The organism is Salmonella sp. NW177 (assembly GCF_051811585.1).
Classification (GTDB): domain Bacteria; phylum Pseudomonadota; class Gammaproteobacteria; order Enterobacterales; family Enterobacteriaceae; genus Salmonella; species Salmonella enterica.
Map to the genome: position 1 here is coordinate 62,118 of NZ_JAMMZV010000007.1, position 24,769 is coordinate 86,886.

21 protein-coding genes are annotated in these 24,769 nt (G+C 50.5%); 13 read left to right on the plus strand and 8 right to left on the minus strand.

The features are described 5' to 3' along the window. The first annotated feature begins 38 nt into the window (after window positions 1-38). Window positions 39-872 carry a myo-inositol utilization transcriptional regulator IolR gene (gene iolR / locus NA986_RS18640; RefSeq protein ID WP_075827103.1) on the plus strand — a complete coding sequence of 278 codons (834 nt, stop codon included), beginning with the start codon at window positions 39-41 and terminating at the stop codon, window positions 870-872. 50 nt (window positions 873-922) lie between these two features. Here the strand turns inward: iolR and iolT1 are convergent, their stop codons facing one another. Both iolT1 and NA986_RS18650 read right to left on the minus strand, forming a co-directional pair. Continuing rightward, on the minus strand, window positions 923-2,356 hold the full coding sequence (gene iolT1 / locus NA986_RS18645; RefSeq protein ID WP_000107709.1) for a myo-inositol import MFS transporter IolT1: 1,434 nt from the start codon (window positions 2,354-2,356) through the stop codon (window positions 923-925). A 227-nt stretch (window positions 2,357-2,583) separates the two neighbouring features. Continuing rightward, window positions 2,584-2,778: a hypothetical protein gene (locus tag NA986_RS18650; RefSeq protein WP_023216469.1), complete on the minus strand. Its 195-nt coding sequence runs from the start codon at window positions 2,776-2,778 to the stop codon at window positions 2,584-2,586. A 36-nt stretch (window positions 2,779-2,814) separates the two neighbouring features. Here NA986_RS18650 and iolT2 point away from each other — a divergent pair, with 36 nt between their 5' ends. Beyond that, a complete protein-coding gene (iolT2, locus tag NA986_RS18655; RefSeq protein ID WP_000083108.1) occupies window positions 2,815-4,251 on the plus strand; it encodes a myo-inositol import MFS transporter IolT2 in 1,437 nt (478 codons plus the stop codon). A 352-nt stretch (window positions 4,252-4,603) separates the two neighbouring features. Here the strand turns inward: iolT2 and iolB are convergent, their stop codons facing one another. From iolB to NA986_RS18670, 3 genes are read right to left on the minus strand one after another with little or no spacing between them, the layout of a single operon-like run. Beyond that, the gene (iolB, locus tag NA986_RS18660; protein ID WP_000002010.1) at window positions 4,604-5,413 is read right to left on the minus strand and encodes a 5-deoxy-glucuronate isomerase; all 810 of its coding nucleotides are present in this window, start codon (window positions 5,411-5,413) and stop codon (window positions 4,604-4,606) included. A gap of 24 nt (window positions 5,414-5,437) precedes the next feature. Then, entirely contained in the window at window positions 5,438-6,943 is a 1,506-nt protein-coding gene (gene iolA, locus NA986_RS18665; RefSeq protein WP_000450729.1) for a malonate-semialdehyde dehydrogenase IolA, read from the minus strand. Window positions 6,944-6,958: 15 nt separating this feature from the next. Then, window positions 6,959-7,261: a hypothetical protein gene (locus tag NA986_RS18670; protein ID WP_077957210.1), complete on the minus strand. Its 303-nt coding sequence runs from the start codon at window positions 7,259-7,261 to the stop codon at window positions 6,959-6,961. 122 nt (window positions 7,262-7,383) lie between these two features. Between NA986_RS18670 and reiD the strand changes: the two genes are divergently transcribed. From reiD to iolI1, 5 genes are all read left to right on the plus strand, one after another. After that, a complete protein-coding gene (gene reiD, locus NA986_RS18675) occupies window positions 7,384-8,208 on the plus strand; it encodes a myo-inositol utilization transcriptional regulator ReiD (protein WP_000332219.1) in 825 nt (274 codons plus the stop codon). A gap of 259 nt (window positions 8,209-8,467) precedes the next feature. Further along, window positions 8,468-9,388, plus strand: a complete 921-nt coding sequence (iolE, locus tag NA986_RS18680) for a myo-inosose-2 dehydratase (protein ID WP_012601329.1) — start codon at window positions 8,468-8,470, stop codon at window positions 9,386-9,388. A gap of 18 nt (window positions 9,389-9,406) precedes the next feature. Further along, window positions 9,407-10,417, plus strand: a complete 1,011-nt coding sequence (iolG1, locus tag NA986_RS18685; protein WP_000172704.1) for an inositol 2-dehydrogenase IolG1 — start codon at window positions 9,407-9,409, stop codon at window positions 10,415-10,417. 97 nt (window positions 10,418-10,514) lie between these two features. Beyond that, window positions 10,515-11,858, plus strand: a complete 1,344-nt coding sequence (gene srfJ / locus NA986_RS18690) for a lysosomal glucosyl ceramidase-like type III secretion effector SrfJ (protein WP_023216470.1) — start codon at window positions 10,515-10,517, stop codon at window positions 11,856-11,858. Further along, complete coding sequence (gene iolI1 / locus NA986_RS18695; RefSeq protein WP_023216471.1) at window positions 11,859-12,692, plus strand: 2-keto-myo-inositol isomerase IolI1; 834 nt, start codon at window positions 11,859-11,861, stop codon at window positions 12,690-12,692. Here iolI1 and NA986_RS18700 read toward each other — a convergent pair. Then, complete coding sequence (locus NA986_RS18700) at window positions 12,689-13,855, minus strand: MFS transporter (RefSeq protein WP_001111174.1); 1,167 nt, start codon at window positions 13,853-13,855, stop codon at window positions 12,689-12,691. The genes iolI1 and NA986_RS18700 overlap by 4 nt on opposite strands. Before the next feature lie 60 nt (window positions 13,856-13,915). Further along, a complete protein-coding gene (locus NA986_RS18705; RefSeq protein ID WP_077908640.1) occupies window positions 13,916-15,853 on the minus strand; it encodes a bifunctional 5-dehydro-2-deoxygluconokinase/5-dehydro-2-deoxyphosphogluconate aldolase in 1,938 nt (645 codons plus the stop codon). Window positions 15,854-16,269: 416 nt separating this feature from the next. On the opposite strand from NA986_RS18705, the gene iolD reads away from it, so the two are divergent. From iolD to iolH, 5 genes are all read left to right on the plus strand, one after another. Beyond that, a complete protein-coding gene (iolD, locus tag NA986_RS18710; RefSeq protein ID WP_000849477.1) occupies window positions 16,270-18,210 on the plus strand; it encodes a 3D-(3,5/4)-trihydroxycyclohexane-1,2-dione acylhydrolase (decyclizing) in 1,941 nt (646 codons plus the stop codon). Window positions 18,211-18,390: 180 nt separating this feature from the next. Continuing rightward, entirely contained in the window at window positions 18,391-19,413 is a 1,023-nt protein-coding gene (iolG2, locus tag NA986_RS18715; RefSeq protein WP_000736098.1) for a D-chiro-inositol-2-dehydrogenase IolG2, read from the plus strand. A 72-nt stretch (window positions 19,414-19,485) separates the two neighbouring features. Next, complete coding sequence (locus tag NA986_RS18720; protein WP_000661780.1) at window positions 19,486-20,712, plus strand: MFS transporter; 1,227 nt, start codon at window positions 19,486-19,488, stop codon at window positions 20,710-20,712. A gap of 160 nt (window positions 20,713-20,872) precedes the next feature. Then, entirely contained in the window at window positions 20,873-21,688 is an 816-nt protein-coding gene (iolI2, locus tag NA986_RS18725; RefSeq protein ID WP_070793924.1) for a 2-keto-myo-inositol isomerase IolI2, read from the plus strand. A gap of 52 nt (window positions 21,689-21,740) precedes the next feature. Continuing rightward, complete coding sequence (gene iolH, locus NA986_RS18730; RefSeq protein WP_023216472.1) at window positions 21,741-22,625, plus strand: sugar phosphate isomerase/epimerase IolH; 885 nt, start codon at window positions 21,741-21,743, stop codon at window positions 22,623-22,625. A gap of 55 nt (window positions 22,626-22,680) precedes the next feature. Here iolH and yjgA read toward each other — a convergent pair whose 3' ends face one another. Continuing rightward, window positions 22,681-23,232, minus strand: coding sequence for a ribosome biogenesis factor YjgA (yjgA, locus tag NA986_RS18735; RefSeq protein WP_017441193.1), 552 nt, complete (start codon window positions 23,230-23,232; stop codon window positions 22,681-22,683). 95 nt (window positions 23,233-23,327) lie between these two features. Between yjgA and pmbA the strand changes: the two genes are divergently transcribed. Then, window positions 23,328-24,680 carry a metalloprotease PmbA gene (gene pmbA / locus NA986_RS18740; RefSeq protein ID WP_000852994.1) on the plus strand — a complete coding sequence of 451 codons (1,353 nt, stop codon included), beginning with the start codon at window positions 23,328-23,330 and terminating at the stop codon, window positions 24,678-24,680. Window positions 24,681-24,769: the final 89 nt, after the last annotated feature.

The following is a 24,769-nucleotide window of genomic DNA, read 5'->3' on the forward strand; positions in this document are numbered from 1 at the left end:
GTTATTTACGAAATTTTCGTTCTATTAGAGTATCATGCATGTCTAAACATCAAACTCAACTTTCCTTACTGCAGGATGATATCCGCAGTCGCTATGACAGCCTTAGCAAACGTCTTAAACAAGTTGCTCAGTATATTCTGGATAACAGTAATAGCGTTGCTTTTGACACGGTAGCTTCCATCGCGCAACATGCCGATGTTCCCCCTTCGACACTGATTCGTTTTGCTAATGCGTTTGGTTTTAGCGGATTTAATGAAATGAAACAGGTATTTCGCCAGCACCTGATGGAGGAAACAGTAAGCTATACCGAGCGGGCGCGTCTGTTCAGACAGAAAAATGCGGATGAAGGGGAACCTACCCCGGAAAAGCCGGGTGAAATTCTGAAGCTATTTTCAATGGTGAATGCACAGGTATTACAACAATTACCGGTGCAGATTAAAAATGAGCAGTTGGATGCGGCGGTCAATCTGTTAGCGAAAGCCGACAATATTTATGTGATTGGATTACGTCGTTCGTTTAGCGTGGCCAGTTATTTAACCTACGCATTGCGTCATCTGGAGAGACGGGCATTTTTAATTGACGGTATTGGCGGAATGTTCTCTGAACAGCTAAGTATGGTCAGCCCCGACGATGTCGTTATTGCCATCAGCTACTCGCCTTACGCGCAGGAAGTGGTGGAATTAGTCGAGCTTGGCGCGAAACGCGGTGCGCACCATATTGTGATAACCGATAGCCAGGTCAGCCCGCTGGCAGCGTTCAGTGAAGTCTGTTTTGTGGTACGTGAAGCGCAGGTCGATGGTTTCCGTTCTCAGGTCGCGTCCATGTGTCTGGCGCAAACGTTAGCGGTTTCACTGGCGCTGGCGACGGAGTAAAAAAACAAGCCGATGATCGTATTTAGCGATCATCGGCATTGTGGTGAAACTTAATCAGAATAACGTTCGGTTTGAATTGGCTGCAGTTTTTTCCTGCGTTTTGCTAACACTACGCTCTCCATTTTCTCCAGCGAAATGCCTTTTGTTTCCGGCAGGTAACGGCAGATAAAGAAGTAACTGAAGATGCAGCAGATGGCAAATATCCACATTGGAAATGCGCCGTGGAAATGCGAAAGTAAATACGGGTTTTCATTAATCATCGGGAAGAATTGCGAAACTAAAAAGTTTGCCATCCACATAAATCCGACCGAAATACTCATTCCCTGCGACCTCATCCGGTTAGGGAATATTTCAGAAATAAGCACCCATGCGCCCACGCCCCAGGAAAGCGCGTAGAAAATCATAAAGAACAGCATACCGAATAGCGCGAAATAACCGGTTGCCTGGCTGTATAGCGCCCATGAGGTGAGCAACAAGCCGATGATGCTGCCGATAGTGCCTTTACGCATCAGCGACAAACGCCCCATCTTATCCATAATCATTGCGCCAATAATGGAACCGATAAGCTGAATCACGCCGATCCAGATTGTCTGGAACAGGGCCTCCTGGGCGCTACCGGTCACATCCTTAAGGACGATTGGCGCGTAATACATCATGACGTTAACCCCTGTTACCTGTTGCAGCATAGCGATCATGCAGCCCAGAATCAGGATGAAACGCACGTTCCCGTCGCGGTAATTGAGTTTTTGATGGGCGTTTAGTTGGTCATTTTGCAGTGAGGTTTTTATATCGGCAAGAAGATGTCTGGCATGTTCTTCGTTGGATATTTTGGTCAGTATTTTTAGCGTCTCCTCCTCGCGACCAATCATCATCATCCAGCGGGGAGATTCCGGGATTAAAAAGACTAAAATACAGAACAAAATGCAGGGAATAATACCCGCAGCAAACATATAGCGCCAGCCAAGTTCAATGAGCCAGGTATCCGCTGCAATCGATGCTATTTTGTAGTTAACGTAGAAGATCAGAATCTGACCGAAAACGATAGCGAACTGCTGCATACTTAATGCTCTGCCGCGCATGTTTTTCGGTGAGACTTCAGACATATACATCGGTGATACTGTTGCCGCCAGGCCGACTGCCAGTCCACCGATAATGCGATAAATCACAAAATGGGTGAACGTGTAGGAGAGGGAGGTGCCCACTGCGGAAATAGTGAATAACAGCGCTGAAACCATCAATGATTTCTTGCGTCCAAAACGTTTGGATAAATATCCGGCGCTAAACGAACCAATAACGCACCCCACCACAACGCAGGAAACCGCCCAGCCGGTCTCAGCAGGAGATAGATGAAAGTAGCTGGTCAGTGAACCAATCGCACCTGAAATAACAGCAGTATCGTAGCCAAATAATATTCCGCCCAATGCGGCAATCGCGCAGATGCGTAATATGTAACCCGTATTATAACAACTATCTGATGTGGACATAGGTAGATTATCTCCAGAATAAACTTCATCTATCTGTTTGAATTTAGTGAACAAATAGACAAATTCATCTTATGTCGGTCATTGCCGTAGCTCTGCCGACGATCTTATAGCTATTGAGAACTCTCGTTTCACAACCTATGTTTTAATTTCAAAACGATCAATAATGAAACTTATGTTTTGTTATGGGTATCACATTTCGAATTTCATAATCCTGGCGTTTTTTATCGTTAAGATGCTGCGTTTTGCGCAGTGTCATCCCCTATCTTGATGAATTTAGTTGATTTTATTGCTTTTGTGACAGTGCCTGAACTCAATTTGTCAGGGGCCGTACTTTTTGTTCTTTCCTGGAACATCTCCATTTCGTGATCTTTTGCATGGAATTTTTCTTCTAATGAATGCAAAAATAAAATGAAAAATTTCATTGGTGTGTTGTTTCCTCAACAGGCAAGGGAGGGATTATGTCTCAGAGAAGTAAGTACAATTCGGCCTATGTGTACGTCCTGTGTTGTATTGCGGCGCTGGCTGGATTGATGTTTGGTTATTCAACGGCGGTGATTACCGGGGTGGTATTGCCTTTACAGCAGTATTACCAACTGACGCCAACCGAGACCGGATGGGCCGTTTCCAGTATCGTGATTGGTTGTATCATCGGCGCGCTGGTCGGTGGAAAAATTGCCGATAAACTGGGGCGTAAACCTGCGCTTCTGATCATTGCGATCATTTTTATCGCTTCTTCCTTAGGGGCGGCGATGAGTGAATCGTTCATGATCTTCTCCCTTTCCCGCATTGTGTGTGGTTTTGCGGTTGGGATGGCCGGAACGGCATCCACCATGTATATGTCTGAACTGGCGCCTGCTGAAATTCGCGGCAAAGCGCTGGGCATTTACAATATTTCCGTGGTATCTGGCCAGGTTATCGTGTTTATAGTCAACTATCTGATAGCAAAAGGAATGCCTGCTGATGTGCTGGTTTCCCAGGGCTGGAAGACTATGCTTTTTGCCCAAGTGGTACCCTCCATTGCGATGTTAGCGATTACGCTTTTCCTACCCGAATCACCGGCATGGTGCGCCCGTAACAACCGCAGCGAAGCTCGTTCGATAAAGGTGCTTACCCGGATCTACAGTGGATTAACGGCCACAGATGTGGCCGCTATTTTTGACAGCATGAAAGAAACCGTACGTCCACAGGACAACGTCGCCGGGGGAGAACGCACCAACCTGAAAAGCTCGCCGGTGCTCCGCTATATTCTGTTGGTTGGATGCTGTATCGCCGTTTTGCAACAGTTCACAGGCGTTAACGTAATGAACTATTATGCGCCGCTGGTGTTGCAGAACAGCAGTACCGAAGTGGTTATGTTCCAGACCATTTTTATCGCGGTATGTAATGTGGTGGGCAGTTTTATCGGCATGATCCTGTTCGACCGCTATGGCCGTATACCGATTATGAAAATTGGTACCATCGGCTCAATTGTCGGCCTGTTGATCGCGTCATACGGTTTGTACACCCATGATACAGGTTACATTACCATCTTTGGCATCCTGTTTTTTATGCTGCTGTTTGCCGTCAGCTGGAGCGTTGGCGCATGGGTACTGATTTCTGAGGTTTTCCCTGAAAAGATAAAAGGTTTTGGGATGGGGCTGGCGGTGAGTCTGATGTGGATAGCCAACTTCCTCATCTCACTGTTGTTCCCGGTCATAAATGATAACGCCTGGCTGCAGGAGACCTTCGGCGGCGCTTTCTCGATGTGGATTTTTGTCGTCTTTAATTTGGTCTGCTATGTCTTTATTTCTCGTTATGTGCCGGAAACAAAAGGGGTGCCGCTAACAGAAATTGAACGGCTGGCCGAGAACAAGCTGCGTGAAATTCAGGGGAAACGTCGCGATGTAATAGCCTGATACCTCTCCAATATTAGCGGAGAATATCCAGAGATATTCTCCGCTGGTTACACAACCTTTACTCCCTCCAGCGAGTGCGCACAGGATATACCCTGTTGAAATCTCCCCAGTGTTTACCACCTCTACGTAACTAATTGATCCATAATAATATTGGCAAATAGGGTAAGTCTTCTTCTGCATCATTATTTTATTGCGTATTCCTGGTGGGGGCCGTGCCGTAAATACGCTATATACAAAACAGGGAAATAATTTAAGAGAAGGCGGATAGCGATCTTATGAGCGTGTGTGGCGCAGAGTTGAATAAAAAAGCCAGCCGCAGAGGACGGCTGGCAAAGTACCACTCAACGAAGTGTTATCGCGGGTAGTCTGGTGAGTTAATCCACGCGTGGTTCTCTTCCCAGGTGAAACGCCATTTTCGTAGCGGGCCGGCCATCACGTTCAGATAGTAGTTATCGTAACCCGCGATGGTGGCAACCGGGTGGTAGCCCTTAGGTACTTTCACTACATCCCGGTTATAGACCGCCATACATTCATCCAGGCTGCGATCGTCGGTGTAGACGCGCTGTAAGCAGAATCCCTGAGGTGGATTGAAACGGTGATAGTACGTCTCTTCCAGATAGGTCTCCTGGCCTTCAACTGCCGTATCGTGCTTGTGCGCGGGCCAGGAGCTGGTATCGCCTTCATTAGTGTACACTTCAACGACTAGCAGGCTGTCGGCGAGCTGGCTATCAGGAAGGATGTTATGCACCAGGCGCTGATTGCGCCCTTTTCCCCGATGCTCTACCCCGACCTCTTGTGGCGAGATCAGACGTACCGGAAGCTCTCCGAATCCCGGCGCGCTGCATACGGCCAGCTCAAGGTCGGTTTCGGCTGTCACTTTCGCCTCCGTATGATGGGGGAGGTAAACCGAATAAGCCGGAATGCGTTCAAACGGACTCATGCGCTGACCAATCCGATAGAAAAAACTGTCGGCGGCCTTAACGCTGGCCAGCCCGGCAACCAGCACCAGACAGCGTTCACGCTCATCGGACGGCAGGGTTATCGACTCTCCAGCCTTCAACTGCCAGACATCAAAACCGACATACTCCCAGCCTGCATTTTGAGGGGAAATGTGTTGGATATTTCCCGACTCAGAGGTACAGGTACTCAGCAAGTTGGCCATAATCTTCTCCTTCCTGAAAGCATATTAACCGAGAGTCGGCATACTGAACTCCGATACGATCTGCTGTCCGTTCGGCCAACGCGAGGTAACGGTTTTCATCCGGGTATAGAAGCGCACGCCATCCGGCCCATGGACGTTCAGGGCGCCAAACACCGAGCGCTTCCAGCCGCCAAAAGAGTGAAATGCCATCGGAACCGGAACTGGAATATTAATACCGACCATCCCGGCTTCAACCGACTGGGCGAATTCGCGCGCATAGTGACCGTTGGTGGTGAAAATCACGCTGCCGTTGCCGAATTCATGGGAGTTTACCGTGCTAATGGCGGTGGCATAATCCGGGACGCGCACAATTCCGAGAACCGGGCCAAAAATTTCTTCACGCCAGATGGTCATCTCAGGCGTGACGTTATCAAACAGAGTGCCGCCGACATAAAAGCCTTCAGGATATCCCGCCACGCTATAGTTGCGGCCATCCATGACCAGAGTTGCTCCCTCGCTCACCCCTTTGTCGATGTAACCCAACACTTTCTGTTGGTGAGCACGTGAAACAACCGGGCCCATTTCATTTTCATCTTTGCCGCGCAGCTCTCCCGGGCCGATACGTAGCGCCGCAATCAGCGGTTTCAGGCGTTCGATCAGACGGTCCGCCGTTTCATCGCCCACCGCGACCACTACCGGCAGCGCCATACAGCGTTCGCCCGCGGAACCAAATGCTCCGCCCATAATGGCGTTGACGGTGGCGTCCAGGTCTGCATCCGGCATGACGATTGCGTGATTTTTGGCGGCCCCGAAGGCCTGTACGCGTTTGCCATGGGCGCTGGCGGTGGTATAGATATGTTCCGCGACGGCGGAGGAACCGACAAAGCTGACGGCCTGTACGCGAGGGTCGCTGGTCAACAGGCTAGCCGCCTCATTGCCACAGTGAACAACGTTAAACACGCCGTCCGGCAGGCCAGCCTCCTGCAGAAGCTGCGCCATACGTAACGATGCGGACGGCACCAGTGCGGGCGGTTTCAGGACGAAGGTATTGCCGCAAGCCAGAGCAACCGGGAACATCCACATAGGCACCATTGCCGGGAAGTTAAACGGTGTGATGCCTGCCACAACCCCAAGCGGCTGCATTAATGAAAAGCTGTCAACGCCTGAGCCGACGTTAAAGGAGTACTCTCCTTTGCTGAGGTGCGGGATCCCGCAGGCAAATTCGACAACCTCTATGCCGCGCGTCAGTTCGCCAAGCGCATCTGACCAGACCTTGCCATGCTCGCTGACGATCAGCGCCGCCAGTTCGTCCCGATGCTTTTCCAGTAATACTTTGAATTCAAAAAGGATACGTGCCCGGCGTAGCGGAGTCATTTTACTCCATGCCGGAAAAGCCTCATGTGCGCTTTGAATTGCCGCCAGCATCTCCTCTCGGGTGCTCTGGGTGACCTGACGAATTACTTTACCGGTGGCCGGATTAGTCACCGGTAGCGTCTCGCCGCTGCTGCTCAGTGTCGTTTTACCATGAATAAAATTGCCGACTGTTTCCATCTCTTTTTTATCCTCTTAAACCGATGTTGACGACGTTCTGACTGAGCGGTCACAGGAAAACCTGGTTATCTTCAGCCTAAAACGCATACCGTATTCAATGTAAATTTTAGGATTAAAAATTTCAAATTTATTTTTATGAAATTTTATTTTGAAAATTTGACGGCTGATTTTTATACGAGAGTATGTGCAGTAAGAAATCAAAAACCTAATTAACTTATTGATTTTTATTGTTTTTATTTGGTGTGGCATCAATGGTCGTCTGTTGTGACGAGGAAAGATTTGGAAAAAATTATGATCTATATAGCATTTTTGTTTCATTTGGTGTGGTATAAAAATTCAAATTTCAGGGGTGTTTCGGCACCACAGTTTCGGATATTGGAGGGTAAATCATGCGCTTGTGCTTCTGTCCTTCAGAACGAGAGAATAAGGCTCAGCCCCAGTTGGCGTATGTGAGTCAGGTCAGTGAGAGCAATGGTCCGTTTGTCCGGTTCATGCATATGCACCCACAGACCGTTGAACTGATTCTTATCACCGAAGGAGACGGGGAGTATTTCATTGGCGATCGCATCTACCCGGTTCGTAAAGGCGACCTGGTCATTTATAACAGCCAGGTGGTGCATGATGAGTATCTGGAAAGCGGGCGACCAATTGGCACTATTTGTTGTGGGATTAACAATATTTCGTGTCCGGGTCTACGTGAGAATGCGCTAATACCGGATGATATTGTGCCGGTTATTCCACTGTATCACCATTATGCGACGGTGGAAAAACTGATGAGCTCCGTGTTTACCGTTATTAATCAGCATGCGGTAGAAGGGCCAGCAATGGCGCAGCTATTGACCCAGGTAGTACTCAAATACATTGAGGGAAATGTCTTATTGCGCACAGGTAACGATGCCATACAGCGCCATGAAAATTTACTTGATTCAATAAAATCCTATATTGATCGCAATTTCTATGAGCCAATTCGGCTGGATACGCTGGCGACGAAATTTAATGTCAGTCCTTATTATGTTTCCCATGAATTTAAACGCCGCTATGGTTATTCACCGATGGATTACCTGATAAAACGTAGGCTGGGGGAGGCGCAATCGTTACTAACCACGGATGAAGGCGGGCGCGAAAAGATCACCTCTATTGCTTATCGTGTTGGCTTTAGCAACCTTAGTCATTTTCAGAATTACTTCAAAAATAAAGTAGGGAAAACGCCCGGCCAATATCGCAAGGACTATCGTAAAGCTAATTATTTATTATTTGAATATTAATGCTTGCTAAAATTTAATCGTCATGAGAATGGTCGCAATACTGCGGCCATTTTTTATTTGTCAGTATATTTTATTCGTTTATCTATAGCGCGAAAAGTCTGGCAATATCATTAAAGAGTGATGATTTTTTTGTGATACCTGACGCATTTATCCCACATCTTCAACCAGGATAGATAAAGTTTTTCAGGCTACAAAAAGTAATATGTTGTCCATCAAAGGTTAATTTGCATCGCGGTATGCAGTAAAAGCGTTTCATTAAGTGGGAGCCAGCAACATGTACAATGTAAAAAAGAGCATTAAGTTGGGGATTGCGCCTATCGGTTGGCGCAATGATGATATTCCTGAGATTGGTAAAGAAAATACATATAAACAAATACTTAGTGATGCCGCGCTTACCGGTTTTTCCGGGACAGAAGTTGGCGGTTGTTATCCGCAGGATCCTGCTGAGTTAAATAAAGAGTTAATGCTTCGCGGACTGGAAATACCAGGCCAGTGGTTTTCTTCCTTTATTATTCGCGATGGTATTGCATCTGCGATGAATGCTTTTGAACAGCATTGTGCTTATTTGCAGGCAATACATGCATATGTCGCCGTTGTTTCTGAACAAACTTATAGTATTCAAGGTATTATCGATAAGTGCGTTTATACAGAGAAGCCTAACTTCAGCGACAGCGAATGGCAGCTTTTATGCGAAGGACTTAATGCGCTTGGGAAGATTGCCAATGCGCACGGGCTGAAGCTCGCTTTCCATCATCATATGGGCACCGGTGTGCAGACTCTGCCAGAAGTGGATCGACTCATGGAGAATACCGATCCGCAATTTGTACATCTGCTGTTTGATACCGGGCATATATATGTTTCTGACGGCGATGTCATGCCGCTACTGAGTAAACATTTTGATCGTATTAAACACGTTCATTTTAAAGATGTGCGTAATGAAAAACTCAAAGCATGTCGCCTCGCGAAGAAATCATTCCTCAATTCTTTCCTTGATGGTGTGTTTACCGTCCCCGGCGATGGAAATATTGATTTTAAATCCGTATTAGCTTATCTGGTCGGGCATCAATATTCTGGCTGGATTGTTGTTGAGGCCGAGCAGGATCCTAAGAAATATAACCCATTGGAATATGCGCAAAAAGGTAAAAAGCATATTGATGAGTTACTGAAAAATTATCTTTAATTGAAAAGGAAACAGAAAATGACTTTAAAAGCAGGTATTGTAGGTATCGGCATGATCGGCTCCGATCACTTAAGACGTCTGGCCAACACCGTGTCGGGTGTAGAGGTTGTTGCCGTATGTGATATCGTCGCGGGTAGGGCGCAGGCGGCGCTGGATAAGTATGCGATCGAAGCCAAAGATTATAATGACTATCACGATCTGATTAATGATAAAGACGTTGAAGTGGTCATCATTACCGCATCAAATGAGGCGCATGCCGATGTGGCCGTTGCCGCGCTAAATGCTAACAAATATGTTTTCTGCGAAAAACCGTTAGCGGTGACGGCTGCGGATTGTCAGCGTGTGATTGAAGCAGAGCAGAAAAATGGTAAGCGCATGGTGCAGATTGGTTTTATGCGCCGCTACGACAAAGGTTACGTTCAGCTGAAAAATATTATCGACAGCGGCGAAATCGGTCAGCCATTAATGGTTCATGGACGTCATTACAATGCCAGCACGGTGCCAGAATACAAAACGCCACAGGCTATCTATGAAACATTGATTCATGAAATTGACGTTATGCACTGGCTGCTTAACGAAGATTATAAAACCGTTAAGGTTTACTTCCCGCGTCAGTCCAGCCTGGTGACCACTCTGCGTGATCCGCAGCTGGTTGTAATGGAAACCACCTCCGGCATCAATATTGTGGTTGAAGTGTTTGTGAACTGCCAGTATGGCTATGACATTCACTGCGATGTTACCGGCGAGAAAGGAATGGCGGAGCTGCCAACCGTCGCCAGCGCCGCGGTACGGAAAGCGGCGAAGTATAGCACCGATATCCTGGTTGACTGGAAACAGCGCTTTATTGATGCCTACGACATTGAGTTCCAGGATTTCTTCGATCGCCTGAACGCAGGATTGCCGCCGGCAGGCCCAACGTCATGGGATGGTTATCTGGCTGCGGTTACCGCTGATGCCTGCGTGAAGTCTCAGGAAACAGGGAATACCGAGATTGTTGAATTACCCTCAAAACCTGATTTCTACAAATAAACCTTCCGCGTATTAAAACCTTCTGCCGGATAGCGATGCTTAAGCGTCCTATCCGGCATATCACAATTTATTATCTTCTTTTATCCGGAACTTCCCTATGAAAGGCAGACTCATCTCTTCCGATCCGTATCGTCAGCAATTCCTTGTTGAGCGTGCGGTCTCTTTTTCGCATCGTCAGCGTGATTGCAGTGAATTAATCAGCGTCTTACCGCGCCACACGTTACAGCAGATTGACGGATTCGGCGGCAGCTTTACCGAAGGTGCGGGCGTGGTATTCAACAGCATGAGCGAAAAGACGAAGGCGCAATTTCTTTCCCTTTATTTTTCTGCTCAGGAACATAATTACACTCTGGCGCGGATGCCAATTCAGAGCTGTGATTTTTCCCTGGGCAATTACGCGTATGTCGATTCCAGCGCTGACCTGCTGCAGGGACGGCTCTCCTTTTCCCGCGATGAAGCGCATTTAATACCGCTGATTTCCGGGGCGTTGCGGTTAAATCCACACATGAAGCTGATGGCTTCGCCGTGGAGTCCGCCGGCGTTTATGAAAACTAATAACGATATGAACGGTGGCGGCAAGCTGCGGCGCGAATGCTACGCCGACTGGGCCGATATCATTATCAACTACCTGCTGGAATACCGCCGCCACGGCATTAATGTGCAGGTGCTCTCCGTGCAGAATGAGCCGGTGGCGGTAAAAACCTGGGACTCCTGTCTGTATAGCGTGGAAGAGGAGACAGCCTTTGCCGTGCAGTATCTGCGTCCGCGCCTCGCCCGGCAGGGTATGGATGAGATGGAGATCTATATCTGGGATCACGATAAAGATGGCCTGGTAGACTGGGCTGAACTCGCCTTTGCTGACGAAGCTAATTATAAGGGAATTAACGGGCTGGCATTCCACTGGTATACCGGCGACCATTTTTCGCAAATACAGTATTTGGCCCAGTGCCTGCCGGATAAAAAACTCCTGTTTTCCGAAGGCTGTGTGCCAATGGAGAGCGATGCCGGTAGCCAGATTCGCCACTGGCATACCTATCTCCATGACATGATTGGTAATTTCAAATCGGGTTGTAGCGGGTTTATCGACTGGAATCTGCTGTTGAACAGTGAGGGGGGGCCGAATCATCAGGGTAATCTGTGTGAAGCGCCCATTCAATACGATGCGCAAAACGACGTGCTGCGGCGTAACCACTCCTGGTATGGTATTGGCCACTTCTGCCGCTATGTGCGTCCGGGGGCGAGGGTCATGCTTTCTTCAAGTTACGATAATCTTCTGGAAGAGGTGGGATTTGTGAATCCCGACGGCGAGCGTGTGCTGGTGGTGTATAACCGCGATGTCCAGGAAAGGCGTTGTCGGGTGCTGGATGGCGATAAAGAGCTCGCGTTAACGCTGCCGCCGTCAGGCGCCAGTACGTTGCTATGGCGGCAGGAGTCGATCTGAATGATGAAGCTGGGATTTAATGAAGCGACCTGTATGCGAAACTCCACGCTGGCACAGGATGTTGTGTTGGCGGAACGTTTTGGCTATGACTACATCGAAATCCGTCTGGATATGTTGCAGGAGTGGTTGCAGAAACATACGTTAAGCGAGCTGGCAGACATTTTCGCCGTCGGCCACCTTAAGCCCTGGGGCTACAATTCGCTGGAAGACATTACGTTTTGTGATAGCGAAAGCTGGGCGGAGAAACGGCGGCAGTTGGCTTTCGCCTGCCATGCTGGCTCAGTGGTGGGGGGTGATTGTCTGGTTGTGGTGCCCACCATTCGTCAGGGGGGAAATTTTCCGCCAGGGGAAACGGTGAAAGATTCAGTGAAGCGTCTGCGCGAGATGGCGGCAGTGGCGGAAGAAAGCCAGATGCGGCTGGCCTTTGAGCCGATCGGTTCCGCAGGATGCTGTGTGCGCAGTCTTGCCATGGCGATGGAGATCGTAGATGCGGTCGATCGCAGTAACGTCGGGCTGGTCGTCGATGCCTTTAATCTTTACCTGCGCGATCAATGGCGGGATCTGACCACGCTTCGCCAGATCCCTGTGGAAAAGATCTTCGTTTACCATATTGATGACGCCGATAATCTGCCGCTGGCAACGCTGGAGCATTGCCATCGTCTGTTTCCTGGCAACGGCGTGATCCCACTGCATGAGATCACGCATGAGCTAGTGCAGAAGGGCTATGAGGGGATCTGTTCGCTGGAACTGTTTAACCCTGGCTACTGGCAGATGGCGGCCAGCGAAGTCTTTGCGATAGGGGCGGAAAAGACTCGCCCCTTCTTAACAGCTTAATGTTGCCGCAGCAGGAGATGGACAACCGCCGCGCCCAGCAGCGCGCAGGCCGCGGCCAGAAGAAAGACCTGCTGATAGCCGATAAACGGCGTCAGCAGGCCCGCTATTGGTCCGGTAAATCCGTAGGCCAGATCCTGAAACGCTGACCAGACGCCGAGGGCCGTACCACGAATCTCCGGTGGCACTCTGCGCACAACCTCTACGCCCAGCGATGGGAACATCAGCGAACAGCCGCAGCCGGTAATCGCCGCGCCAATCAGCGCAGCGCCTGCTGACGGAGCGGCCCACATTACCGCCAGTCCGGTCCCCTCTACCAGTAGTGAAAAGGTTGCGACCGTGGCGCCGCCGTAACGGTCGGGAAATTTGGCGCAGAAAAAGCGGACAGCGATAAACGCAATGCCAAACAGCGTCATCGCAAAACCGGTGTTATCCCAGTGACGCTCGTTGAACCAGAGGGCGGTAAACGCGCTTAGGGTGGCAAAACCAATGCCCTGGAGCACAAGCCCTGTTCCGGGCCGCCACACCAGGCCGACGACCCGTAGCACTGGCACGCGGGGACGGGCTGTTGGGATATTCCCCGGAATGCCATAGATGACTCCGCTGGCGATGATCGGCAACAGCACGACGAGGAGCGCCGGAAGCGCCAGGCCGGCCCTGGCGTAAAGCGACAGCCCCAGCGGCGCGCCGATAGCCAGCGCACCGTAGGTCGCCATGCCGTTCCAGGAAATAACCTGACCCGCGTGGGTCGAGCCCGCCAGCCACATCCCCCAGGTTAAATTACCGGTCAAAATGAAACTTTCACCGATGCCCAGCAGCACACGACCAACAATCAGTATGGCCCATGCGAGCAGCGGAACCGGGTGAGCGATTAGACTGACCAGCATCAGCAGACCTGATGCGGCGCAGTAGAACTGACCGGTGATAACCGTCCGACGTCCGCCTGACGTGTCGGCTTTTCGACCCGCGGCGCCCCGGGTAAGCAAGGTGGCGATAAACTGGCTGCCTACCGCGATACCGATCAACAGATCGCTCAGATGCAACTGCTGCTGAACGTACAGCGGCAGCATGACTAACGGGATGCCAATAGTCAGATAGTTGAGAAACATCGCGGCGCTGATGCGAAACAGCGTGATCGATGTGGAATGTTGTGTGAGAGCTGGCATGGAATCGTCCTTGAACACGCCCCTTGTCCGATGCAGACACGGGGCGTGATGAGGCGGGCATTAACGTGCCGGGCGGTATTCGCGCCAGTAGTCGATAAGCATGCGATATTTTTGTTTCACCGTTGCGATGAGCTGTTCATCGTTAAGCTGGCCGCCTAACCACTGGCGTGACGGTTCGCCAAAGATGGTCCGGCCGACGGCGAAACCTTTCACCCAGGGCATATCCGCTGCTGCGGCGAATCCTGACTTCAACTCGCTTTCCGGTGCGTCCAGGCCAAGTATCAATATACCGCGACATTCAGGGTCATAATGCTCAATATGCTGGCTGATTTCTCGCCAACGATCTGGGCTTAACGGCGGCAGTTTCCACCAGTCCGGCAGGATCCCCAGTTGATAAAAACGTTCCACAATCTGAGGATAGTATTGCTCATTTTGGTCTGCCGCATCGCGCGGCAAGATGACTTCCAGCAGCAGATCATGACCAGACTGGCAGCAGGCGCGGTAAACCTCGTCAATGAGCGCCTCTTGTTCAAGACGTACCGACTCTGCATCGAGCGGATGATAGAAGACCAGACATTTCACGACGTGCTCTTGCGGCCAGCTGACAAGCTGAGAGCCAATATCGCCATGTTCCAGCTTCAGCGGATACGAACCGGGCATCTCAACTGGTCGGCCAATCCACCATCCCTGGCCGGTCACGTCGTTAAGCGCCTGCTGACCAAAGGTGGTATCGGCAAGGATGCCGCTATTATTCTGTAAACCGGCCTCAAGCGCCGCCTGACGCGCCCCTTCCAGCAGTAGTATCTTCAGGGGGGGGATCGCGGATTCACTGGCGCCGACTTCATTTGCGATATCCACCAGTTGCTTGCGATGGTCAAAGGCGAATACGCACAGCTCCGGCCAGTGCTGTTTACGGGTTGTGACCCGATGAAGGTGATTCAGCCGCGGGTCTTTGTCTGGCCGGGTGATGGATTGTTCACGCGCGAGGTAGTCGTCCAGCTCTTTTTTGGTTGGCATGGCGGGGGCACAACCGTGGCGCGATACCACTAACGCGCCGCAGGCGTTTGCATAACGGCAGGCTTGCTCCCAGCTTTCATCGTTCAGGTATCCCCGCAGCAGTCCTGACATAAAGGCATCGCCCGCGCCCAGAACGTTCAGAACGTCTACGCGAACGCCGCTATGTATCTTCACCTGCGACCAGTCATCGGCGATGTTGCCTTCAAAGACTGAGCAGCCCAGCGCGCCGCGTTTGCACACCAGTACGGCCTGGGTCAACTGACGGACGCGCCGCAGGGCGGTCAGCGTGTCGGTACTGCCGCCGGCGATATGGAATTCTTCTTCGGTCCCAACGATCAGATCGAAATGGCGCAATACCTGCTGGAGCTGTTCGGTAACCTGTGATGAGGCGATGAAACGTGTTTCACCGTCTCCTAGCGACGTCAGACCCCACAGTACGGGGCGGTAGTCGATATCCAGCGCCCGCCGCAGCCCGTGTTTTTGCGCATACTCCAGCGCTTTAAGAACGGCGGCGCGTGTATTGGGGTGAGAAAGATGAGTGCCGGTGACGGCTAATGCGCGTGAAGAAGCGATGTAATCTTCGCGGATATCCTCAGGTGTTAGCGCCATGTCCGCGCAGTTATCGCGGTAGAAGATCAGAGGAAAGGTGTCCTGATCTTTAATGCCGAGGATCACCAGCGCGGTCAGACGATCGCGATCCGACAGCAGGCACTGCGTATCCACACCAACGCGGTTTAATTCTTCACGAACGAAACGTCCCATATGCTCATCGCCGACGCGGGCCAGCATAGCGGAACGTAATCCCTGAATGGCCGTGCCGTAGGCAACATTGCCTGACGATCCCCCTAAATATTTAGCGAAAGTCGTCATATCCTCCAGCCGCGACCCGATTTGTTGACCATACAAATCAACGGCGACTCGTCCCAGACAGATAACGTCCAGCGGCTTTTGCTCACTACTGACTGCTTTATTCATTGACATATCCCCTAACAGAAGACGGTGTTATTTTTGCCCATACTAAGGTTTGGTGATTTCATTTTCAATAAAAATGGAAATAATGTTTTCATTTATTGTTTGAACAAGATCACAGAAATGGCATTTCCGGGCAACGCGTATGATCGTTTTTTGTTGTGTTTTTTGTTTTAATTTATTGATTATTAATGTGTTATTTCTTTTAAAAGCACATGGAAGATAAATTTCATTTTCATGAAAAATACGCCTAAATGGCGAAATTTTTTAACCGTTTTTTGATCTCCTTCCCATAAATGAAATATAAATTCCATATAATTGTGAGAACGGAAATTTTGATCCTATGATAAGTCTCTGTGTTTTTGGGGCTGAAGCGATGCATAAGCAGGCAACGACAGCCGAACGGTTGATAAAAGCAGGTGGGGTACATGAAAACAATCAGGTTGACCATGGCGCAGGCTTTGGTGCGCTTTCTTGATAATCAGTACATCGACGTAGACGGCAGCGAAATCAAATTTGTAAAAGGGATTTTCGCCATTTTTGGCCACGGGAACGTCGTCGGATTGGGGCAAGCGCTGGAAGAGGACTGTGGCCAACTTAGCGTTCATCAAGGGCGTAACGAACAGGGAATGGCGCATATCGCGACGGGATTTGCCCGCCAGATGCGTCGCCATCAGATTTATGCCTGCACCTCCTCAGTGGGGCCAGGGGCCGCCAATATGATCACCGCAGCGGCGACCGCGACGGCTAACCGTATTCCACTGCTTTTGCTGCCGGGCGATGTGTACGCATCTCGTCAACCCGACCCGGTTTTGCAACAGGTTGAACAAGAACACGATCTGACGCTGAGCACCAATGACGCTTTCCGTGCAGTTAGCCGCTACTGGGATCGCATTACGCGTCCGGAACAGCTAATGAGCGCCTGTATCAGCGCGATGCGGGTGTTAACCGATCCGGCGGATACGGGGGCCGTGACGCTTTGCCTGCCACAGGATGTGCAGGGTGAAGCCTGGGATTATCCGGATTATTTTTTCGCTCGCCGGGTCTATCGTCTTGAGCGTCACGCGCCGACGGAGCCGATGCTGAACGAGGCGGTTGCGCTGATTCGCCGCCACCAGCGGCCGCTGATCGTTTGCGGCGGGGGCGTGAAGTACTCGCAGGCTGAAGAGGCGCTGCTGAGATTTGCCGAACGCTGTCATCTGCCGATTGCTGAAACCCAGGCTGGCAAGGGAGCGCTCAGTTCTGCACATCCGCTGAACGTCGGCGGGATTGGCGAAACCGGTTCACTGGCGGCGAATCTGCTGGCACAGGAAGCCGATCTGATTATCGGTGTGGGGACGCGCTATACCGATTTCACCACCTCCTCAAAGTGGATCTTCCAGAATCCCGACGTGCGCTACTTAAATATCAACGTTAGCCGCTTTGATGTCTTCAAGCTGGATGGCGTACAGATGCAGGGTGACGCTCGCGTCGCCCTGACGCAGCTTAGCGAACGGTTGGCCCAGGAGCATTATGCTTCGCAATGGGGTGAGACTATTCACCGCGTCCGCTCGCAATATATGGCGGAAGTTGAGCGCGTCTATGCTGTGGAATATAGCGGAGAGGGCTTCAAACCTGAAATTGAGGATCATATGGATACTCAAAAGGTGTTTGAAGAGTTTAATGAGATTACGCGGTCGTGGCTGACCCAGACGCGCGTGTTGGGCGTGCTTAACCGGATGTTGCCGGAAAACGCGCTGGTGGTGGCGGCGGCGGGCAGCCTGCCGGGCGACCTCCAGCGTGTCTGGCAAAGCCGCGGCGAGAATGATTACCACGTCGAGTACGGCTACTCCTGTATGGGCTACGAAGTCAATGCCGCATTGGGGGCCAAGCTGGCGCAGCCGGAACGCGAGGTGTACAGCTTCGTGGGCGACGGTTCGTTCATGATGCTGCACTCTGAGTTGGTCACTTCCGTCCAGATGGGGAAAAAGATTACCGTCATTTTGCTCGATAACATGACCAACGGCTGTATCAATAATCTGCAAATGGAACACGGTATGGACAGTTACTTCACCGAGTTTCGTTTCCATCAGCAGGAGAGCGGTCGTCAGGAAGGCGGATTTATCCCAGTCGATTTTGCTCGCATCGCTGAAGGATATGGCTGTAAAAGCTATCGCGTCACCACCATTGAACAACTGCATGAAGCGTTGGAAGATGCTCGTAAACAGACCGTGAGCACGCTGATAGACATAAAAGTGCTTCCCAAAACGATGGTGCATAAGTACCTGAGCTGGTGGCGCGTTGGTGGGGCGCAGGTATCCCGTAGCGAACGTATCCAGGCGGTAGCGCGTATGCTTGAGGAACATATCGGACAGGCCCGGCAGTACTGATTAATTTGCCGTCGTTCAGGTTGCAGAGGTGTGGTTATTGTTCTGCAACCTGAACGATACAGCGTCAACGCATTGTTTGCTTTTCAGAACGGCAAAATAAAACGATCCGTTTTTCGCAGAATTACGGATGCTTTTCTTTTGCGGTTTTAAATTTACTATTCATGAGATTAAGAGGTACGAATGAAAAAGCTTCGATGTGGTGTTATTGGCCTCGGTCGGGTAGGTAAAATGCATGTTGAGAATATGTATTTACTGCCTCAATTAGATATTATCTGCGCCGCCGATTATTTTATTGAGGAGATGAGCGATTGGCTTTATTCGGTAAATATAACTTCAGGGTATAAAAATTATCAGGAACTTTTACAGCGTGATGATATAGAGGCAGTTTTTATTTTCACCTCAACGGATATGCACGAAGAGATCGTCACGGCGGCAGCGCAGGCGGGGAAGCACATTTTTTGTGAAAAACCGCTCAGCATGAATGAAGATGAGCAGGCCTCAATGGCGGTGCTGAGAAAAGTGAAAGAGAAGGGGGTGACGCTGCAGGTTGCCTTTAATCGCCGTTTTGATCCTCAGTTTCACGAGGTCTTTGAGCTGGTGCGCAGCGGCAAGATTGGTCGGCCCCAGATGATAAAAATCACCTCCCGCGATCCGGACCTGCTACCCCATGATCTGATCAAACGTATTGGCGGTCTGATTTTTGACTTCACCATGCATGACTTTGATATGGCTCGTTTTATGATGCAGGATGAAGTCAGCGAAGTCTATGTTAAGGGCAATACGCTGATTGATCCCAGCCTGAAAAATATTGATGATGTTGATACGCTTGCGGTGATGCTGACTTTCAGAAACGGCGGCTACGCGCTCATTGATAACAGCCGTCGGGCGGTATATGGCTATGACCAACGGGTGGAGGTTTTTGGCTCAGAAGGGATGGCGTATGCGGATAACGTTAGTGAATCGACGGTGAAAGTTTTCAACAGCCAGCACTGCATAATGAAAAATCCCCTTCCTGATTTCACGGTTCGTTATCGCGAAGCTTACCGAACGGAAATATTACACTTTATTGATTCAGTCCTGCATCATACGCCGGTTGTCTGTACCGGCGAAGACGCATTATTGGCCCAGCGTATCGCTATTGCCGCGCAGCAATCATTAAAAAGCGGGCTGCCGGTGAAAATAACAAGCGATATTTATCTTTAACTGCATCTGTTAATAATGAATAAACTCTCGCACTGAAAAGTGTGAGAGCTTTTCTATACCGAGGGTAATAAAATGAAAGAAATGCAGGCAACGCTGCCCCAGACATTTTATATAAAACCAGGTAAGTTTATCTGGAGCTACCTGGGAACATTTTTATTTATGTTGGGCGGCTGTATTGAGAACAGCTGGTTATCTGCCTGGTTAAATACGCAGGGATTTGATCAAGCGCATATCGGGCAGATTTTTGCCGGATATGGGATTGTGGTCGCGATCACCTCCTGGCTATCCGGCGTCTGTGTGGACGTTTTTGGTCCTAAAAAGGTGATGGTTACCGGTTTTATCGTCTATCTTCTGGCTTCCGTCGCGTTTCTGAACTTTGCGCTACCCAGCCATGATTTTGGTGCCATTCTCGTGACCTATATGCTGCGTGGCGTGGGGTATCCGCTGGTCTGTTACTCCTTCCTGGTACGCCTGACCATCCAGTTGGATAATCACCAGCAAGGGATCGGCACCTCGCTATTTTGGGTGGTCTATAACCTTGGTTTTACCATCATTGGGCCGGTGGTGGCGGCGTCGTTAATTCCTGCGTTGGGGCATATCAACGTGATGTGGGCCGGGATGGGCGTTGCGCTGCTGGGGGTTCTCTTCATGCTGGTGCTGGAACGCAATGAATTCATTCTGAAACCGCGAACGACGCCGGTCTTCAAAGAGTTATCTGCGGGTATCTCCATTATGTATGAACGGCCACGGATCGGTCTGGCGGTGATTGTCAAAACTATTAACGGTCTTGGCACCTATGGTTTTGTTGTCGTATTACCTCTGTTTCTGCTGGATAAGCACTTTACGCTTGAGGAATGGGCGAGTATTTGGGGGATTACCTTTATCTCTAACCAGGTCTTCAACATTATCTTTGGCTGGATGGGCGATAAAATTGGTTTTCGCCGAACCATCCAGATTTTTGGCAGCATCCTGACCGGTGTCGCTACGCTGATTGTTTACTGGGTGCCGATGATATGGGGGCATAACTATGTCGCCTTTATGCTGGCGATGTGTTTGTGGGGAGCCGGGCTGGCTGGCTTTGTGCCAATGACGCCGCTGGTGCCGATGATGGCGCCGGATAAGAAGGGGGCGGCGAACTCGGCCGTGAACTTTGGCTCCGGCCTGGGAAATTTTGTTGGGCCAGCGCTGGTCTCTGTTCTGGCAGGGTTCGGCACCGGCGTGGTGATGTATACTATGGCGGGGCTCTATTTATTCAGCGGCATCCTGGTGCAGTTTCTTAAAGTGCCTGGCGAGAAATAGCTTCAAATATTCTTCAAAAATCCCTTATAGCCTGTGATGTTCATCACTAAATTAAACCGGTTTTTATCAAGATTGATAAAGCCGGTTTTTTCACCCTACGTTAAATTGTACTAACGGATTACGGTTATTTACCCACTCATATACGTTCAGGGAGAAAATAATGAATATCGAAAAAACACGGTTTTGTATTAACCGGAAAATTGCACCGGGTCTAAGCATAGAAGAATTCTTTCGACTGGTTAAACGTCTTGAGTTTAATAAAGTGGAATTGCGTAATGATATGCCAAGCGGCAGCGTTACTGATGACTTGAATTATAATCAGGTGCGTAACCTGGCAGAAAAGTATGGACTTGAAATTGTCACAATTAATGCGGTCTATCCCTTCAACCAACTGACCGAGGAGGTAGTAAAAAAAACGGAAGGATTATTACGAGACGCGCAGGGAGTCGGCGCGCGGGCATTAGTTCTTTGTCCGCTGAATGATGGAACGATTGTGCCGCCGGAGGTTACGGTTGAGGCAATAAAACGACTGAGCGATCTCTTTGCCCGGTATGATATTCAGGGGCTGGTTGAACCTTTGGGATTCCGCGTAAGTTCGCTGCGTTCTGCCGTCTGGGCTCAGCAACTGATCCGGGAAGCAGGTTCCCCCTTTAAGGTTTTGCTGGATACCTTCCATCATCATCTGTACGAAGAGGCCGAAAAGGAGTTTGCGTCGCGCATTGATATTTCTGCTATCGGGTTGGTGCATTTGTCCGGTGTGGAAGACACACGACCAACGGAAGCATTGGCTGATGAGCAGCGTATTATGCTGAGTGAAAAGGATGTAATGCAGAATTACCAGCAGGTGCAGCGTCTGGAAAATATGGGATATCGCGGTATTTACGCTTTTGAACCTTTTTCTTCCCAGTTGGCTTCCTGGAGTGAGGCGGAAATAGAGGAACAAATTAATCGCAGCGTGTCATTGCTGTTGCAATGATACAGCTAATTTCCAGGTGACCGTTTTCAGTTTCCGCAGCGTGGTATTTACAATGAAAATTGCTTTTGATGTCGATGTTATTAAACATTTACCCATTACCCAAATGGTACGGCAGGTTTCCGAGTGGGGGTATAAATATATTGAGCAGTCGCCGCACCCGCGTATTAATCCGTTTTATAAACACCCTAAAGCTGGTCGCGATACCATGCAGGAATATAAACGCGCCTTGCAGAACTACGGTGTGGAAATCTCGTCATTTATTGTGGTTTATCGTTGGTCCGGCCCCGATGAAGAGCGTCGGCACGCCGCGGTAACCAACTGGAAGCGGATGATTGAGATTGCCGTTGATATGGGCGTACAGGTGATTAATACCGAGCTTTCCGGGACGCCGGATGAGCCGGAGATTTGTGAAGAGATGTGGTATCGCTCCATGGAGGAACTGCTGCCGATCGTGGAACGAGAGGGAATTCGAATCGAAATTCAGTCTCACCCCTGGGATTTCTGCGAACTGAACGATGAGACGGTCGACATGGTGCAGTCTTTGCGTAGTGATAACGTGACCTATCTGTACAGCGCACCGCATGGCTTCTTTTACGATAAAGGGCAGGGCGACGTCGCAAGGATGCTGAACTATGCCGGGGCCGATCTTTCGCATGTTCTGCTGGCCGATACGCACAACCACACGCTTCCCTGCCGCTATATCATGAACCCGCCTGGCGTGAATGCGACGATTCATCAGCACATCGGGCTGGGAGAAGGTGAGGTCGATTTTGACGCGCTATTCCAGGCGCTGCGTGAAATGGATTTTGCAAACCGCACGTTTAAGGTGGGCGGTGAGGCAATTATCACCACGTCGCTGTTTGGTTATCCTGAAAAAATGAGTGTTCAGGCGGTGGAAACGCGCGAGCGGATCGAGCGGGAGCTACTCGGACGTTAAAAACGGGTGGATTTGCCTGTACCGCGCCACAGGCTGGCGCGGTCATTTGCGGCAATTACCCTTCGTTTTCCGCCAGCTCGCGCAGATACTGGAAAATCTGACGCGCTGATTTCGGCGGTTTGTTGCCTTCTTTCTCTTTCTTCGCATTGCGGATCAATGAACGAAGCTGTTGACGATCGGCGTGCGGCCACAGGGCCAGTACTTCGGCTACCGCGTCATCGCCTTCGACGATCAGACGATCGCGCAGATGCTCAAGCTTGTGAAACAGCACCACCTGCTGATTATGGCGGTTTTTCAGCTTGTCCAGCGCCTGGCGAATAGGTTCAACGTCGCGTTGGCGCAGCATTTTTCCGATAAGCTGCAACTGGCGGCGGCGTCCTTCCATTTTGATTCGCTGGGCCAGTTCAATGGCGTCGCGCAGATCGGCGTCCAGCGGGATCTTATCCAGCGCGTTTTTCCCCAGATCCACCAGTTCCGCGCCCAGGCGTTTTAATTCCTCGGCATCGCGTTTAATTTCACTTTTACTGACCCAGATAATTTCATCGTCTTCGTCTTCGATGTCATCACCGGGAACGTCGTCGAGCCAGTCTTCGGGCTGCTTTGTCATGTCAGGCTCCTTAAAAAAAGAGGCTAATGTTACCAGTTAAGATGCGCACTGAAAAACGGTTCTCTGTTAGACTTCAGAGAAACTCTCTCTACATTATGGCATTTGCAATGAAAGTAATCTCACAAGTTGAAGCGCAGCGTAAGATTCTGGAAGAAGCAGTTTCGACAGCGCTGGAGTTAGCCTCAGGCAAATCGGATGGGGCGGAAGTCGCCGTCAGCAAGACCACCGGCATTAGCGTCAGCACCCGTTATGGTGAAGTAGAGAATGTCGAATTTAATAGCGACGGCGCGCTGGGCATTACGGTGTATCACCAGAACCGCAAAGGCAGCGCCTCTTCGACGGATTTAAGTCCGCAGGCGATTGCCCGTACCGTGCAGGCCGCGCTGGATATCGCGCGTTACACGTCGCCGGACCCGTGCGCAGGCGTGGCGGACAAAGAACTGCTGGCGTTTGACGCGCCGGATCTGGACTTGTTCCACCCGGCAGAGGTTACGCCAGACGAAGCCATTGAACTGGCCGCGCGTGCGGAACAGGCTTCTCTAAAGGCGGATAAACGCATCACCAATACCGAAGGCGGGAGCTTTAACAGCCATTACGGCATTAAAGTGTTCGGCAACAGCCACGGCATGTTGCAGGGATATTGCTCCACGCGCCATTCGCTCTCAAGCTGCGTCATCGCCGAAGAGAACGGCGATATGGAGCGTGATTACGCTTACACCATCGGTCGGGCAATGGCGGATCTGCAAGCGCCGGAATGGGTCGGGGCCGAGTGCGCGCGCCGCACCTTATCCCGCCTGTCGCCGCGCAAGCTCTCCACCATGAAAGCGCCGGTCATTTTCGCCAATGAAGTGGCGACAGGGCTATTTGGTCATCTGGTCGGGGCGATTGCCGGCGGCGCGGTATACCGTAAATCCACTTTTCTGCTCGACTCGCTGGGCAAACAAATTCTGCCGGAATGGTTAACCATCGAAGAACACCCGCATCTGCTAAAAGGGCTGGCGTCTTCACCGTTCGACAGCGAAGGCGTGCGTACGGAGCGCCGGGACATTGTGAAGGATGGTGTACTGACGCAATGGTTGCTGACCAACTATTCCGCCCGCAAACTGGGGCTGAAAAGTACCGGTCATGCCGGCGGCATTCATAACTGGCGTATCGCCGGGCAGGGGCTGAACTTTGAGCAGTTGCTAAAAGAGATGGGCACCGGCCTGGTGGTGACGGAACTGATGGGCCAGGGCGTCAGCGGTATTACCGGCGACTACTCCCGCGGCGCTGCGGGATTCTGGGTTGAAAATGGTGAAATCCAGTACCCGGTAAGTGAAATTACCATTGCCGGTAATTTAAAAGAGATGTGGCGTAATATTGTCACCGTAGGTGATGATATTGAAACGCGCAGTAATATACAGTGCGGTTCGGTATTGTTACCGGAGATGAAAATCGCCGGACAATAATACCCGTCATACTTCAGGCTGCAGGCGCGTTGGCTGCCTGCGACCCGAATTATTCAGGGTATTACACTTATCGTTAATAATAAAAAAGG